Source organism: Flavobacterium sp. A45 (assembly GCF_002001005.1).
In the GTDB taxonomy this organism is placed as follows: Bacteria; Bacteroidota; Bacteroidia; order Flavobacteriales; family Flavobacteriaceae; genus Flavobacterium.
Genome location: NZ_MUNX01000156.1, coordinates 1 through 14,690 on the forward strand (window position 1 = coordinate 1; position 14,690 = coordinate 14,690).

Below are 14,690 nucleotides of genomic sequence, written 5' to 3' on the forward strand. Positions count from 1 at the left end.
TACTTCTTCTCAATTGATGCGGTTTGTTTTTTATTTTTTATGGTAAAACGATTTAATAGTTGAGAATTATTAATTTATTCCAATTAATTAACATGTAATTTATAATATGTTTGCTTTTTGCTTATTATTGTAAAGCATTGATAATTTAATTATTGATGATTATTACATAATATTTTTAATAATTCGCAAATGGAAAGAAGAGAGGCACTTAAAAAGATAGCTTATTTGATGGGAGGAGCCATTTCTGCCACAACAATGGGTGTTTTATTTGAAAGTTTTACAGTATTTGACCCCGAAAAGAACACCTATTTCTTTTCTGCAAATGATGAGGAAATTCTCGCCGAATTTTCAGAAATCATTTTACCAACAACCGCAAATTCTCCTGGAGCTAAAGCTGCTGGTGTTGGTGTCCTAATACCGTTAATTATAAAAGACTGTTATCCTCCAAATTTGCAGGAAGTTTTTAAAAAAGGATTCGAGGAAATGTTAACTAAATGCAAAACCAAATTCAATAAAGAATTCCTGAGTCTGAATGGAGAAGAAAAAATACAGCTGATGAATGCATTAAAACAAGACTCCATAGACAATAATAAAGAGCCTTCGTTCTTTTTAATAGCAAGAGATTTAACACTATTAGGTTATTTTTCTTCGGAAATTGGTTGTACAAAGGCTAGGGAATATTTGCCCATTCCGGGAAAATACGATGGTAATGCGGAATACAAACCAGGTCAAAAAGCTTGGGCTATTTAAAAGACAAAGCTATTTATCATTTTTTATCAATTCATAAAAAGAGACTCGTGAATATCAATACTGATTTAAAAAAGCAAAACACTTATGACGCAATTGTTATAGGTTCAGGAATAAGCGGCGGATGGGCAGCCAAAGAATTAACAGAAAAAGGACTCAAAGTTCTGATGTTAGAACGCGGTATGAACATAGAGCATATTAAAGATTATGATTCGGCGATGAAAGCTCCTTGGGAAATTGCTTATTGCGGAAAAATGACTGAAGAACAAAAGCGTACTCATCCCGTGCAAACCAGAGATTATCCATACACTCAAGCTAATGAAAGCTGGTGGGTTAATGATTTAGAGTGTCCATATACTGAAGACAAGCGTTTTGATTGGTACAGAGGTTTTCATGTAGGCGGAAAGTCTCTGATGTGGGGACGCCAAAGCTACCGTTTCAGTGATCACAATTTTGAAGACAATATTAAAGATGGTCATGGTAATGATTGGCCCATCCGATATAAAGATATTGCGCCATGGTATGATTATGTGGAAAAATTTGCTGGAATCAGTGGTCAAAATGAAAATTGGCCTTTATTGCCTGATGGTCAGTTTTTGCCTCCAATGGATATGAATTGCGTTGAAAAATCAGTTAAAGAACGCCTTGAAAAACACTATAATAAATCTAGAATAATGACTATTGGACGTGTGGCAAATCTAACTGTACCCCATTTAGGAAGAGGAAGCTGCCAATATAGAAATTTATGCAGCAGGGGCTGTCCATTTGGAGCCTATTTCAGTACGCAGTCCTCTACTTTACCAGCGGCTATGGCTACTAAAAAATTAACTGTTCGCCCCTACTCGATTGTCAATCATATTATTTATGATAAGGACACGAAGAAAGCTAAAGGTGTAATGGTGATTGACAGCCAGACTAATGAAACAATGGAGTTTTATGCCAAAATTGTTTTTGTAAATGGCTCAACTTTAGGCTCAACTTTTATTTTATTGAATTCAACTTCTGAGGCTCACCCTAATGGATTGGGCAATAGCAGCGGACAGCTTGGACATAATTTAATGGATCACCATTTTAGATGTGGTGCCGAAGGAACTGTCGAAGGTTTTGAAGATAAATATACGTATGGACGAAGAGCCAATGGTATTTACATTCCAAGATACCAAAATTTTAATGATGACAAAAGAGATTATTTACGAGGATTTGGTTATCAAGGAGCGGCAAGCAGAGGAAACTGGCATAAAGAAGTTGCCGAATTAGACTTTGGTGCCGATTTTAAAGAAACGTTATCAAAACCAGCAGATTCATGGACAATGGGATTAGGTGGTTTTGGAGAAATGCTTCCTTACTATGAAAATAAAGTATACATCGACCATTCTAAAAAAGATAAATGGGGACAACCTGTATTGGCAATAGACTGCGAATACAAAGAAAATGAAGCCAAAATGCGTGAAGATATGATGTATGACGCTGCCGAAATGCTTGAAGCGGCTGGTGCCAAAAACGTAAAGGCTTATGATAACGGCTGCTATCCGGGAATGACAATTCATGAAATGGGTACTGCCCGTATGGGGAATGATCCAAAAGATTCTGTGTTGAATAAATGGAATCAAATGCACGAAGTAAGTAATGTATTTGTTACTGATGGTTCATGCATGCCTTCAAGTGCGTGCCAAAATCCTTCATTGACCTACATGGCCTTAACTGCCAGAGCCTGTGATTATGCAGTAAAAGAATTAAAGAAAAAAAATATTTAGATTAGGTTATTCAATTATGAGAAAATTAAAAATGGGAATGATTGGCGGTGGAAAAAATGCTTTTATTGGAGCAGTTCACCGCATTGCTGCAAATATGGATGGGTTAATCGAATTGCATTGTGGTGCTTTTAGTTCCAGTCCAGATTTATCCCTTGAATCTGGTAAAGAGTTAGGTTTGCCAGAAGATAAATGCTATAGCTCTTATGCCCAAATGATTGAAGCTGAAGCAAGATTACCTTTTGGTGACAGAATGGATTTTGTTTCAATAGTGACTCCAAATCATGCCCACTTTGCTCCTGCTATGTTGGCACTTGAAAATGGTTTTCATGTCGTTTTGGACAAACCTATGACTTTGACTTTGGCGGAAGCTAAATTATTGGAACAAAAAGTTAAAGAAACCGGACTGTATTTATGCCTGACACATACTTATGCTGGCTATCCAATGGTAAAACAAGCTAGAAACATGATAGCTGAGAATAAATTGGGTACAATTCGAAAAATAATGGTAGAATACCCTCAGGGCTGGTTGAGTACTGGCTTTGAAAATGAAGGAAACAAACAAGCTGCGTGGCGAACTGACCCGTCTAAAAGCGGGATTAGTGGCTGTATGGGAGATATTGGGACTCACGCTGCTCACTTGGCAGAATATATTTCTGGATTAAAAATTACACAGCTTTGCGCTGATATCAACACTGTCGTTGCCGGCAGAAGATTGGACGATGATGGAAATGTACTGCTTAAGTTTGATAATGGAGCGAATGGTATTTTGGTGGCGAGCCAAATTGCAGCTGGCGAAGAAAATAGTCTGAAAATTAAAGTATATGGAGAAAAAGGTGGCTTAGAATGGCATCAAATGGAACCGAACACTTTAGTTGTAAAATGGTTAGATGCTCCTGCTCAATTATATCGCACAGGAAATGGATATTTATCGGCAATAGCAGCTTTCAATACTCGAACACCAAGCGGACACCCGGAAGGATATCTGGAAGCTTTTGGAAATTTATACAAAAGTTTTGCTCTGACTTTGCAGTCAAAACTAGAAGGCAAAGAACCATCAGCAAATATGCTTGATTTTCCAACTGTAACAGATGGTGTTCGTGGAATGGCTTTTATAGAAAATGTAATAGCTTCAGGGAAATCATCACAAAAATGGACTGAATTTAAAATTTAAATAGAATCAAATGACCACAATGCAAGGACCAGCCGTTTTTTTAGCACAATTTATATCTGATGAGGCACCTTTTAATTCTTTAGAAGGAATTTGTCAATGGGCCGCTAATTTGGATTTTAAAGGAATACAGATTCCAACTTTGGATTCCCGTTTTATTGATTTGAAAAAAGCGGCTGAAAGTAAGACTTATGCTGATGAACTTACAGGAATTGTTGGTTCTTACGGCTTAAAAATATCCGAACTTTCTACCCATTTGCAAGGCCAGCTGGTTGCGGTTCATCCTGCTTATGATGATTTTTTTGATGGATTTGCACCACAAGCTTTACGAGGAAATCCAAAAGCGAGACAAGAATGGGCGGTGCAACAATTGCATTATGCAGCAAAAGCTTCTCAAAATTTAGGCCTTAATGCTCATGCTACTTTTAGTGGTTCGTTATTATGGCAATATTTTCATCCTTGGCCTCAGCGCCCACCTGGTCTAATTGAAGATGGATTCAAAGAATTGGCTAAACGCTGGCTGCCAATTCTCAATGAGTTTGACAAAAATGGTGTGGATGTTTGTTATGAAATCCATCCTGGTGAAGATTTATTTGATGGAGAAACTTACGAAATGTTTCTCAAAGCCGTAAATAATCATCAGCGTGCCTGCATTCTGTACGACCCTTCACATTTTGTTCTTCAGCAATTAGATTATATTCAGTACATCGATTTTTATCATGAACGAATTAAAGCCTTTCACGTAAAGGATGCCGAATTTAACCCAACAGGAAAACAAGGAACTTTTGGAGGCTATCAAAGCTGGGTGAATCGTGCAGGCCGTTATCGTTCGCCAGGCGACGGTCAAATTGATTTCAAAACCATTTTCAGCAAATTAGCTCAATATGATTATAAAGGCTGGGCTGTGATGGAATGGGAATGTTGTTTGAAAAATCAAGAAGATGGCGCTCGCGAGGGAGCAGAATTTATAAAGAAACACATTATCAAAGTAACTGATAAAGCTTTCGACGATTTTGCAGCGGTCGAAACCAACACACAGCTTAATAGAAAAAATTTAGGATTATAAATTGTTTAATTAATACAACATGAAAATTAAAATTTTAGCAGGAATAATAACTATAGGAGTTTTATGTTCTTTTTCGGATTACAAATCAATTCCAACAGGATATAGTGAAGTATACGAGGTTCAACCTTCGGATGGAGAGATGATAATGAAAAAGCTAGATTGTGCTACCTGCCACAAAATAGATAAAAAAATAATAGGCCCTTCCTATTTGGATATTGCCAAGAAATATCCAATGAATGACAAAAACATCAGTTATTTATCGGATAAAATTATAAAGGGAGGTTCAGGTGTTTGGGGAGCTATACCTATGGCACCTCATGCGGCATTAAAAAAAGATGATGCTAAAAAAATTGCGAAATACATTTTATCATTGAACAAATAATTTGAAACCTTATGGATAAAGACTTCAATAAAAATAAAGAACCAGAATCTACTCTCCGCAGGGATTTTCTAAAAAAAGGAGTGCTAGCAACAGCTGGTTTAATGATTATTCCCAGACATGTCATGGGTAGAGGCTTTGTAGCTCCTAGTGACCGATTATTAATTGCGAGTATTGGAGTTGGCGGAAAAGGAAGATCAGATGTTGGTTCTTTTGAAAAAAGTGGACTTGCAAATGTTGCTTATTTATGTGATGTAGATTCCAGAAGAGCCTCTGATGCTGTAAAAGCTTTGCCAAAGGCTAAATTTTATAAGGATTGGCGTGAAATGCTAGATAAAGAGCATAAAAACTTCGACGCTGTTTCAGTTTCGACTCCCGATCATAATCACGCTATTCAAGCGTTTTCGGCTATGCAGTTAGGAAAACATGTGTATGTACAGAAGCCAATGGCACATGATATTTACGAAGCACATATGATGACTCAAGCGGCCGCTCGTTATAAAGTAGTGACGCAAATGGGAAATCAAGGATCGTCCAATGATGGTACACGTATTCTAAAAGAATGGTACGATGCCGATTTGATTGGTGATGTACATACGGTTTATGCTTGGACTGACAGACCTGTCTGGCCGCAAGGAATTCCTTGGTCAACTGCAAAAACTGAAATACCAAAAGAATTAGACTGGGATTTATGGCTGGGAACTGCTCCTAATAAAAATTATGTAGACAAATTAGTGCCATTCAACTGGCGTGGCTGGTGGGATTATGGAACTGGTGCGTTGGGAGATATGGGCTGCCATTTAATGGAAGCACCATTTTCTGTTTTAAATCTAAAGTACGCCAAAGATGTGCAGTGCAGTGTAGGTTCAGTATATATTGATGAGTTCAAAAGAGGATATTTTCCAGAAAGTTGTCCTCCTTCTAGTCATGTGACATTAACATTTCCAAAAACAGATAAAACAAAAGGAGACATCAAAATGCATTGGATGGATGGTGGTATTCAACCGGAACGCCCTGAAGAATTAGGCGCAAACGAAATCTTTGGAGATGGCGGGAACGGTACTTTATTTATTGGAACCAAAGGAAAAATGATATGCGACACTTATAGCGAAAATCCAAGATTATTGCCTTTGAGTCGTAATGAAAATCTAAAAATTGCAGAGAAGTATCCTAGAGTAAAAGATGGTGCCAGCGGTCATCAAAAACAATGGATAGAAGGTTGTATTGCTGGATATGGCAAAAAAGAATTGAGTTCGCCTTTTGAAATTGCAGGCCCTTTAACAGAAGCTTTATTAATGGCAAATCTTGCCGTAAGAGGTTATGATTTACACAAAGAGTATTTAGGTGAAGATACATATCCAGGGCGTTCGGTTAAACTGCTTTGGGATAATGAAGCTAAGAAAGTAACAAATGTTGATGATGTAAATCAATTTGTAAAACGAAATTATAGAGAAGGTTGGAAGAACCTAAGTTTTTAAAAAATATAAAAAATTAAATAGCAAACCCATGAAATCGCTATGATTCTAAAATACAAACAAAAATGAAGAATGGCGATTCCATTAAAAAACAAATATTATCTATTATGAAAAAGATTATTACAACAGTATTAGTATTCACTTTATTTCAAACACTGCAAGCTCAAAAAGGTTTTAAACCTCTTTTTGATGGCAAAACCACAACGGGTTGGCATACTTATGGCAAAACTTCAGTTGGTGGTGGGTGGAAAGTTGAAGATGGTGTTTTGCATTTTGATCCAGTGGCTGCCAAAAATGGTCAAGGTGGGGATTTAGTAACGGATGCTGAATATGAAAATTTTCATTTAAAAGTGGACTGGAAAGTGGCACCAAATGCCAATAGTGGAATCATTTTTTATGTAAATGAAAATACTACGAAATATCCAAATACCTACGAAACTGGTTTAGAAATGCAAGTTTTGGATAATGATGGTCATCCAGACGGTAAAATAACCAAGCATCGTGCTGGAGATTTATATGATTTAATTCAAAGTAAATCGGAGCCTGTTAAACCTGTTGGTGAATGGAATACAGCCGAAATTGTTTGTAAAAATGGGAAACTGACTTACGTTTTAAACGGAGTTATCATTGTAGAAACAGTACTCTGGGATGATAATTTTAAAGCATTGGTTGCTGGAAGCAAATTTAAGACTTGGCCAGCATTTGGAACATTCAAAAAAGGAAAAATTGCTTTGCAGGATCACGGTGATAATGTTTGGTATCGTAACATAATGATCAAAGAGTGGAATACGATGGAAACTACAACTGGCTGTAAATAATAGCTCCAAAACTAACTTAACCAAAATCAACCTCTTTTTATGAATACAACTATCCGTATTAAATTATCTGTAATGATGTTTCTGGAATTTTTTATCTGGGGGGCATGGTTTGTCACCCTTGGTACTTTTTTGGGAAGTAATTTAAAAGCTTCCGGTTCAGAGACTGCAGCTGTTTTTTCCACTCAATCTTGGGGAGCCATCATTGCTCCTTTTATTATTGGTTTGATTGCAGATCGTTATTTTAATGCTGAGAAAATCTTAGGAATTTTGCATTTAGCAGGTGCATTTTTAATGTATCAAATGTATCAATCGGAAGATGTTGGGATGTTTTATGCCTATGTATTGAGTTATATGGTTTTGTATATGCCAACATTGGCTTTGGTAAATTCTGTGGCATTCAACCAAATGAAAGATGCTGAGAAAGAGTTTGCTAATATTAGAGTTTGGGGTACAATAGGATGGATTTTAGCAGGGTTGTCTATTAGTTTCTTATTTCATTGGGACTCTGTAGAAGCTGTTTCTAATGGATTACTTAAAAATACATTTCTTTTGGCTGGAATTGCAGCTTTGGTTTTAGGTCTGTTAAGTTTTTCATTGCCTAAAACACCGCCGAAAGTTAGTGATGGAAAAATTAAAATCGCCGATATTATTGGCCTTGATGCTTTAAAACTTTTAAAAGATAAAAATTTCTTAATATTTTTCATTTCATCTATTCTGATTTGTATTCCATTAGCTTTTTACTATCAAAATGCTCACCCATTTTTAACTGCTGCCGGTATTGAAAATCCAACTGGAAAAATGGCAATAGGACAAATATCCGAAGCTTTATTTTTATTGTTTATTCCTGTGTTTTTTGCCCGCTTTGGATTTAAGAAAACAATTTTAGTGGGAATGCTTGCGTGGGCTATTCGCTACGTTTTATTTGCTTATGGCAATGGTACTGATTTGAGTTTTATGCTTATTCTTGGAATCGCTTTACATGGAATTTGTTATGATTTTTTCTTTGTTTCTGGACAAATTTATACCAATTCAAAGGCAGGAGAAAAATATAAAAGTGCCGCTCAAGGTTTGATAACATTAGCAACTTATGGCATTGGAATGTTAATTGGCTTTGCAGTTGCAGGCTGGATTACGGATAATTACAAAACTCTTGATGGAGCAATTAATTGGCAAATGGTATGGATAATTCCTGCCGGAATTGCTTTTGCCGTATTCTTGATTTTTGCTCTTTTATTTCAGGACAAAAACAAAGCAGTAAATGAAATTTAAGTTAATTTATAGACAAAAAAATGAGCCCAAATTTTGATAGAAGAACAGCTATAAAAGGAATTCTAGCAGGAACTGTGACTTTAGGTATTCCAACAGGTTTATCGGCTTTCGCTATTTCTAATGAAGAATTAAAATTAGAATCGAATATGTTGAAAGGAAGAATTAATCATTCAGTAGCTCGTTGGTGTTTCAATGATTTTGATGTTGAAACGCTTTGTGTGGAAGCTAAAAAAATCGGAATTACTGGTATTGATTTGGTTGGTCCAAAAGATTGGCCAATACTTAAGAAACATAATCTTGTTTCTACTATGTGTAATGGTGCCGAAATAAATTTAGTAGACGGTTTCAATGATCCAAAATTTCATGATGAGCTTATTAAAAAGTATACTGAAATGATTCCCTTGGTTGCTGAAGCGGGTTATAAAAACTTGATTTGTTTTAGCGGAAACAGAAGAGGAAAAACAGATGAAGAAGGTTGGAATAATTGTGTACTTGGTTTACAAAAATTGATTCCATTAGCCAAAAAATATAAAGTAACCTTAGTTATGGAACTTCTGAATAGTAAGATTGATCACAAAGACTATCAATGTGATAAGACCTATTGGGGAGTAGAATTGGCAAAACGTATTAATTCGGAAAATTTTAAACTGCTCTATGATATTTACCACATGCAAATTGACGAGGGTGACGTAATTAGAACGATCAAAGAGAATCACAAACACATTGCACATTATCATACAGGTGGAGTTCCGGGGCGCAATGAAATTGATGAAAATCAAGAACTCAATTACAGCGCCATAATGAAAGCTATAGCAGATACTGGTTTTACAGGTTTTGTGGGGCAAGAGTTCATTCCGAAGCAAAAAGATAAAATGGCCTCTTTGAAAAAGGCAATTGCGATTTGTGATATTTAATTTAATAAAAGTAAAAAGAATGATAAAGAGAAGAGATTTTATAATTAACAGCGGTTTGGCTTTAGGAGCTTTGGCAATTGTTCCTTCCCTAGCCTTTTCAAGTAAACCTAAAAATATTGGCCTTCAATTGTACACTTTGAGGGATGCATTTTCTAAAGATGTAAAAGGCGTTTTAGAACATGTGGCTAAGTCTGGGTATAAAGAAGTAGAAACGTATGGATTTTCCAGTGAAAAAGGATTTTTCGGCACTTCACCAAAAGATTTCAAAAAGATTCTTACCGATAATGGGCTAAAAGCCACAAGTGGTCATTATGATTTTAAATCTTTAATAAAAGACAATAATTCTGATTTTTTGAAGTCTTGTATTGAATGTGCTAATGTAATAGGTAGTGAATATGTTGTTGTTCCTTGGTTAGAAGAAAGTTTAAGAAGTAACTTAGACGATTACAAACGAATTGCACAAAAAGTAAACGAAGCAGCTACTTTGTGTAAACAATCTGGATTGAAATTAGCTTACCACAACCATGATTTTGAGTTTGTGAAATATGGTGATCAATGTGGATATGATGTGTTATTAAAAGAAACAGATAAAAAATTAGTTGATTTTGAATTGGACTTATATTGGGCAGTTCGTTCAGGAAATGATCCTTTGAAATTGTTTAAGGCTAATCCTGGTCGATTTACGATGTGGCATGTAAAAGATATGGATAAATCTAAAGTGGAATGGAATACAGAAATTGGTGAAGGAAGCATTAACTTTAAAGCAATTTTTGCTGAAGCTAAACTTTCGGGTATGCAACACTTTTTTGTAGAACAAGAAACTAATTATTCTCCAAATCCAACTGATTCTATTAAAACAAGTTGGGACTATGTATCTAAAAATTTAATTTAAACTTATTTTTGCTATTTCTCAATTAAATTTAGTAGTAAGACAAAAGTTTTTTAATACAAAAAGACCAGCAATTGCTGGTCTTTTTGTATTAAAAAAATAACATTATTTAATTTGCATTCTTAGAAAAAACATAGAAATCCTTATTTACTTCTACTTTTTCAATTTTAGAGGAATTTGTAAGTTCACTCCAGTCTGCTTTTGGAGTCAAAGTAACTTCTGTTCCGTTTAGAGCAACCTTTACAGGCATATCAAAACCATCAACAATATTTGTCCAACGGTATTTTAAAGTGTTGTCTTGAAAAGTATATTCTAATGTTGGAATTCTAATGTCTCTCAAATATTGATTAAAGAAAGGATTCAAATCCATACCAACCTGTTGGCTCAAATAATCTTCAATTTGTTTGGTAGTTACCGTTTGATGGTAAAAAGTACTATTTAAACCTCTCAAGATACTTCTCCATTTTTCATCGTTATTTACAATTTGACGTAAAGTGTGTAGCATGTTGCCTCCTTTTGGATACATATCCCCAGATCCTTCGTGGTTTACATCGTAATTTCCTATAATAGGTTTGTCATTATTAATACCGCTTCTTGTTCCTCTAACATATTCATTTCCTGCTTCTTTTCCGTAGTAATACTCTACAAAAAGACTTTCGGAATAATTGGTAAAACTCTCGTGAATCCACATATCAGCAATGTCTTTGTAGGTAATGTTATTTGCAAACCATTCATGCCCTGATTCATGGATGATAATAAAATCGAATTTTAATCCCCAACCTGTTCCACTCAAATCACGTCCTAAATAACCATTTTGATATCCATTTCCATAAGTTACGCAACTTTGGTGCTCCATTCCTAAATAGGCAGTTTCCACCAGTTTATAACTGTCTTCGTAGAATGGATAAGGACCGAACCAATGTTCAAAAGCTTTCAACATTAGTGGCACCTGTTTGAATTGTTCTTTGGCTTTAGCCAAATTATCTTTCAAAACATAGTAAGTACAATCTAAATCACCTTTTTCTCCTTTGTGTTTTTCCGAAAAAGTCACGTAATCACCAATATTGATATTCACGCCATAATTATTGATCGGATTTTTTACAACCCAAGTATACGTTTTGGTACCGTCTTTTAGTGTTTTTACATTTTGCAGTCGACCATTGGAAACATCCGTCAATTTCCCGGGAACATTTACGCTAATTTTTATTCCTTCCGCTTCATCATACATATGGTCTTTGTTTGGCCACCAAACACTCGCTCCCAATCCCTGACAGGAAGAAGCAATAAACGAATTTTTATTTTTGTCTTTTTTCCAGGTAATTCCTCCATCCCACGGTGGTCTAACGGCTACTTTAGGTTTACCGTGATAAAATACTTTTATTTCTTTTGTAGCGCCTACATTTTGCGCAGAAGCTAATGTTATGAAAAAAGCATTACCTTCTCTTTTGTATTTTAAAGTTACCCCGTCTTGAGTAACTTTGGTAATTTCCATTGGATTTTGCAAGTCAATTTGCATTACATTATAAGGCTGTAAAACTTTATATTGGATAGCGTTAGATCCTGTAATTGTGCTGTCTGCAGGATTTACTTTTATATCTAAAAAATAATGTTTTAGATCCCACCAAACTCTTTCTTTGGTGATACTACCTCTTAAAGAATCTTGTCGAGTAAAATTAACTTCTGGTTTTCCAAGAAGTCCTTGAGCTTTAATTCCATTGGAGATTAAAAATGAAATCAATAACAGATTTAAATATTTTTTCATGTTTGGTAATTTTTCTCCAAAACTACACACTTTTTTTGAGTTTTTTTTATCAAAAAAAGACCCAATAGTAATTAATTTACTATTGGGTCACTAGAAATATTACAATTGCTTTAAAATTTTAAATCTAATTTTTAAGTTCTTTGATAGAGAATTATAACCGATTTTTTTTACTTCTGACGGCTTTTTAAAACATCAATTACATCATTCAATTGAAACCCTTTGGCTTGCAGCAGAATCAAATAATGAAAAAGCAAGTCGGCACTTTCACTCAAAAACAAATCGTCGTTGTCGTCTTTAGCCTCAATTACAACTTCTACTGCTTCTTCACCTACTTTTTGGGCAATTTTGTTGATTCCCAATTTGAATAATGAAGCCACATAACTTTTTTCTGAATCGGCATTTTCTCTTCTAGTTTTGATTGTGCTTTCAAGATTTGAAATAAAACCATATTCTTGACTGTTTGGTTCTTGCCAGCAAGTATCAGCTCCAGTATGACAAGTCGATCCAACAGGTTTTGCTTGTATCAAAAGTGAATCTTCATCACAATCATTCTTGATGTCAACCAAATTTAAAAAGTTACCGCTTTCTTCTCCTTTTGTCCAAAGCCTTTGCTTCGAACGGCTAAAAAAAGTTACTTTTCCTGTTTCAACTGTTTTTTGATAAGCTTCTTTGTTCATATAGCCTAACATCAAAACATTTTTAGTTTCGCTATCTTGAATGATTGCAGGAATTAATCCGTGTGCCAATCTTGAAAAATCTATTTCCATTATCTAAAGTTTGAGTTTAGAGGTTAGAAATTAGAAGTAGTAAAGGGAAGCTTAATTTTAAACTTCTTATCTCCAACCTCTAAATTCTAACTTCAATATTGTTGTTTTTTAATTCTTTTTTTAATTCCTTAATTTCGATTTCTTTAAAGTGAAATACGCTTGCCGCTAAGGCCGCATCTGCTTTTCCATCAATAAAAGTATCCACAAAATGCTGCATATTGCCCGCGCCACCTGAAGCGATTATTGGAATATTTACTAAATCAGATAATTTAGCCAAAGCTTCATTGGCAAATCCGTTTTTGGTTCCGTCGTGATTCATTGAAGTAAAAAGGATTTCTCCTGCCCCTCTTTGTTCTACTTCTTGTGCCCAATCGAATAATTTGATTTCTGTCGGTACTTTTCCACCAACTAAATGCACAATCCATTCGCCATCAATTTGCTTGGCATCAATCGCTACTACGACGCATTGGCTTCCAAATTTTTGTGCCAAATCATTAATTAACTGCGGATTTTTAACTGCTGAGGAATTGATAGAGACTTTATCTGCTCCATTTTGCAGTAAAACTTCAACGTCTTCCACAGCCGATATTCCACCGCCTACCGTAAACGGAATATTAATCGTAGCCGCAACTTTCCGAACCAAATCCACCAAGGTTCTTCTTCTTTCTTCGGTTGCCGAAATATCAAGAAAAACCAATTCATCAGCTCCTTCATCCGAATAGATTTTAGCCAATTCCACAGGATCGCCAGCATCACGCAAATCTACGAAATTAACACCTTTTACAGTTCTTCCGTTTTTAATATCGAGACAGGGTATTATTCTTTTTGTTAACATCGTTTTTGTTTATTGTTGGTTGTTTGTTGTTTATGGCTCGTGTTTTACGACTACAAACCATTAGCAATAAACTATAAACCAATTATATAATTTTCCAATTGTTTTAACGAAATTCTGCCTTCATAAATCGCTTTACCGATAATAGTTCCTTCACAACCCAATTCGGCTAATTTAGGTAATTCATCAAAAGTAGAAATTCCTCCTGATGCGATTAATTTGATACCATTTACTTCTTTTAAAATTTTGGCATATAAATCAAAACTTGGTCCCTCCAGCATTCCGTCTTTGGCAATATCAGTGCAAATTACGTATTCAATTCCTTTGTTTTGATAGTCTTGGATAAAAGGAACTAAATCTTCATCTGAATCTTCTAACCATCCAGAAACTGCTACTTTTTCATTATTAGCATCTGCTCCTAAAATAATTTTATTCGAACCGTATTCTGAAATCCATTTTTCGAAAATAGCTCTGTTTTTTACAGCGATACTTCCTCCTGTTATTTGGTTCGCACCTGATTCGAAAGCTATTTTCAAATCGGAATCTGCTTTCAAACCACCACCAAAATCTATTTTCAATTTGGTTTGTGTGGCAATTTGTTCCAATATTTTATAATTGACAATTTTACTTGATTTTGCTCCATCCAAATCAACCAAGTGTAGATATTCAATTCCGTGGGCTTCGAATGATTTTGCTACTTCAAGCGGATTTTCATTGTATATGATTTTGGTATTATAATCGCCTTTGGACAAGCGAACACATTTCCCTTCTATGATATCTATTGCGGGTATTATTCTCATTGAGATTTATGATTTATGATTTATGATTAACGATTTTTGATTTCAGAATT

Annotated in this window: 14 protein-coding genes; 10 read left to right on the forward strand and 4 right to left on the reverse strand. The window is 35.1% G+C overall.

Translation table 11 applies throughout. The features are described 5' to 3' along the window. The first annotated feature begins 189 nt into the window (after positions 1 to 189). The 10 genes from B0E44_RS18285 (at position 190) to B0E44_RS18330 (ending at position 10,482) form a co-directional block, all read left to right on the forward strand. Complete coding sequence (locus B0E44_RS18285; protein ID WP_077378826.1) at positions 190 to 750, forward strand: gluconate 2-dehydrogenase subunit 3 family protein; 561 nt, start codon at positions 190 to 192, stop codon at positions 748 to 750. Between the two features lie 47 nt (positions 751 to 797). Further along, positions 798 to 2,501, forward strand: coding sequence for a GMC oxidoreductase (locus B0E44_RS18290; protein WP_077378829.1), 1,704 nt, complete (start codon positions 798 to 800; stop codon positions 2,499 to 2,501). A gap of 16 nt (positions 2,502 to 2,517) precedes the next feature. Further along, on the forward strand, positions 2,518 to 3,672 hold the full coding sequence (locus B0E44_RS18295) for a Gfo/Idh/MocA family protein (RefSeq protein ID WP_254423318.1): 1,155 nt from the start codon (positions 2,518 to 2,520) through the stop codon (positions 3,670 to 3,672). A 10-nt stretch (positions 3,673 to 3,682) separates the two neighbouring features. Then, positions 3,683 to 4,735, forward strand: coding sequence for a sugar phosphate isomerase/epimerase (locus B0E44_RS18300; protein WP_077378832.1), 1,053 nt, complete (start codon positions 3,683 to 3,685; stop codon positions 4,733 to 4,735). A gap of 19 nt (positions 4,736 to 4,754) precedes the next feature. Further along, on the forward strand, positions 4,755 to 5,117 hold the full coding sequence (locus tag B0E44_RS18305; RefSeq protein ID WP_077378835.1) for a c-type cytochrome: 363 nt from the start codon (positions 4,755 to 4,757) through the stop codon (positions 5,115 to 5,117). Between the two features lie 11 nt (positions 5,118 to 5,128). After that, on the forward strand, positions 5,129 to 6,592 hold the full coding sequence (locus B0E44_RS18310; RefSeq protein WP_077378838.1) for a Gfo/Idh/MocA family protein: 1,464 nt from the start codon (positions 5,129 to 5,131) through the stop codon (positions 6,590 to 6,592). A 104-nt stretch (positions 6,593 to 6,696) separates the two neighbouring features. Next, entirely contained in the window at positions 6,697 to 7,407 is a 711-nt protein-coding gene (locus B0E44_RS18315) for a DUF1080 domain-containing protein (protein WP_077378949.1), read from the forward strand. A gap of 39 nt (positions 7,408 to 7,446) precedes the next feature. Continuing rightward, a complete protein-coding gene (locus B0E44_RS18320) occupies positions 7,447 to 8,676 on the forward strand; it encodes a nucleoside permease (RefSeq protein WP_077378841.1) in 1,230 nt (409 codons plus the stop codon). A gap of 20 nt (positions 8,677 to 8,696) precedes the next feature. Further along, positions 8,697 to 9,590, forward strand: a complete 894-nt coding sequence (locus B0E44_RS18325; protein ID WP_077378843.1) for a hydroxypyruvate isomerase family protein — start codon at positions 8,697 to 8,699, stop codon at positions 9,588 to 9,590. A gap of 19 nt (positions 9,591 to 9,609) precedes the next feature. Further along, positions 9,610 to 10,482, forward strand: a complete 873-nt coding sequence (locus B0E44_RS18330) for a sugar phosphate isomerase/epimerase (RefSeq protein ID WP_077378846.1) — start codon at positions 9,610 to 9,612, stop codon at positions 10,480 to 10,482. Between the two features lie 106 nt (positions 10,483 to 10,588). On the opposite strand, the gene B0E44_RS18335 is transcribed toward B0E44_RS18330, so the two are convergent. From B0E44_RS18335 to hisA, 4 genes are all read right to left on the reverse strand, one after another. Then, the gene (locus B0E44_RS18335) at positions 10,589 to 12,241 is read right to left on the reverse strand and encodes a M1 family metallopeptidase (RefSeq protein ID WP_077378849.1); all 1,653 of its coding nucleotides are present in this window, start codon (positions 12,239 to 12,241) and stop codon (positions 10,589 to 10,591) included. A 167-nt stretch (positions 12,242 to 12,408) separates the two neighbouring features. Next, a complete protein-coding gene (hisIE, locus tag B0E44_RS18340; protein ID WP_077378852.1) occupies positions 12,409 to 13,008 on the reverse strand; it encodes a bifunctional phosphoribosyl-AMP cyclohydrolase/phosphoribosyl-ATP diphosphatase HisIE in 600 nt (199 codons plus the stop codon). A gap of 79 nt (positions 13,009 to 13,087) precedes the next feature. Then, positions 13,088 to 13,843 carry an imidazole glycerol phosphate synthase subunit HisF gene (hisF, locus tag B0E44_RS18345; protein WP_077378854.1) on the reverse strand — a complete coding sequence of 252 codons (756 nt, stop codon included), beginning with the start codon at positions 13,841 to 13,843 and terminating at the stop codon, positions 13,088 to 13,090. A gap of 71 nt (positions 13,844 to 13,914) precedes the next feature. Next, positions 13,915 to 14,640 carry a 1-(5-phosphoribosyl)-5-[(5-phosphoribosylamino)methylideneamino]imidazole-4-carboxamide isomerase gene (hisA, locus tag B0E44_RS18350; protein ID WP_077378857.1) on the reverse strand — a complete coding sequence of 242 codons (726 nt, stop codon included), beginning with the start codon at positions 14,638 to 14,640 and terminating at the stop codon, positions 13,915 to 13,917. Positions 14,641 to 14,690 lie beyond the last annotated feature (50 nt).

Coding starts and splice junctions, on each gene's coding strand:
- B0E44_RS18285 (WP_077378826.1), top strand. CDS start 190: ATGGAAAGAAGAGAGGCACTTAAAAAGATAGCTTATTTGATGGGAGGA.
- B0E44_RS18295 (WP_254423318.1), top strand. CDS start 2,518: ATGAGAAAATTAAAAATGGGAATGATTGGCGGTGGAAAAAATGCTTTT.
- B0E44_RS18300 (WP_077378832.1), top strand. CDS start 3,683: ATGACCACAATGCAAGGACCAGCCGTTTTTTTAGCACAATTTATATCT.
- B0E44_RS18305 (WP_077378835.1), top strand. CDS start 4,755: ATGAAAATTAAAATTTTAGCAGGAATAATAACTATAGGAGTTTTATGT.
- B0E44_RS18310 (WP_077378838.1), top strand. CDS start 5,129: ATGGATAAAGACTTCAATAAAAATAAAGAACCAGAATCTACTCTCCGC.
- B0E44_RS18315 (WP_077378949.1), top strand. CDS start 6,697: ATGAAAAAGATTATTACAACAGTATTAGTATTCACTTTATTTCAAACA.
- B0E44_RS18320 (WP_077378841.1), top strand. CDS start 7,447: ATGAATACAACTATCCGTATTAAATTATCTGTAATGATGTTTCTGGAA.
- B0E44_RS18325 (WP_077378843.1), top strand. CDS start 8,697: ATGAGCCCAAATTTTGATAGAAGAACAGCTATAAAAGGAATTCTAGCA.
- B0E44_RS18330 (WP_077378846.1), top strand. CDS start 9,610: ATGATAAAGAGAAGAGATTTTATAATTAACAGCGGTTTGGCTTTAGGA.
- B0E44_RS18335 (WP_077378849.1), bottom strand. CDS start 12,241: ATGAAAAAATATTTAAATCTGTTATTGATTTCATTTTTAATCTCCAAT.
- hisIE (WP_077378852.1), bottom strand. CDS start 13,008: ATGGAAATAGATTTTTCAAGATTGGCACACGGATTAATTCCTGCAATC.
- hisF (WP_077378854.1), bottom strand. CDS start 13,843: ATGTTAACAAAAAGAATAATACCCTGTCTCGATATTAAAAACGGAAGA.
- hisA (WP_077378857.1), bottom strand. CDS start 14,640: ATGAGAATAATACCCGCAATAGATATCATAGAAGGGAAATGTGTTCGC.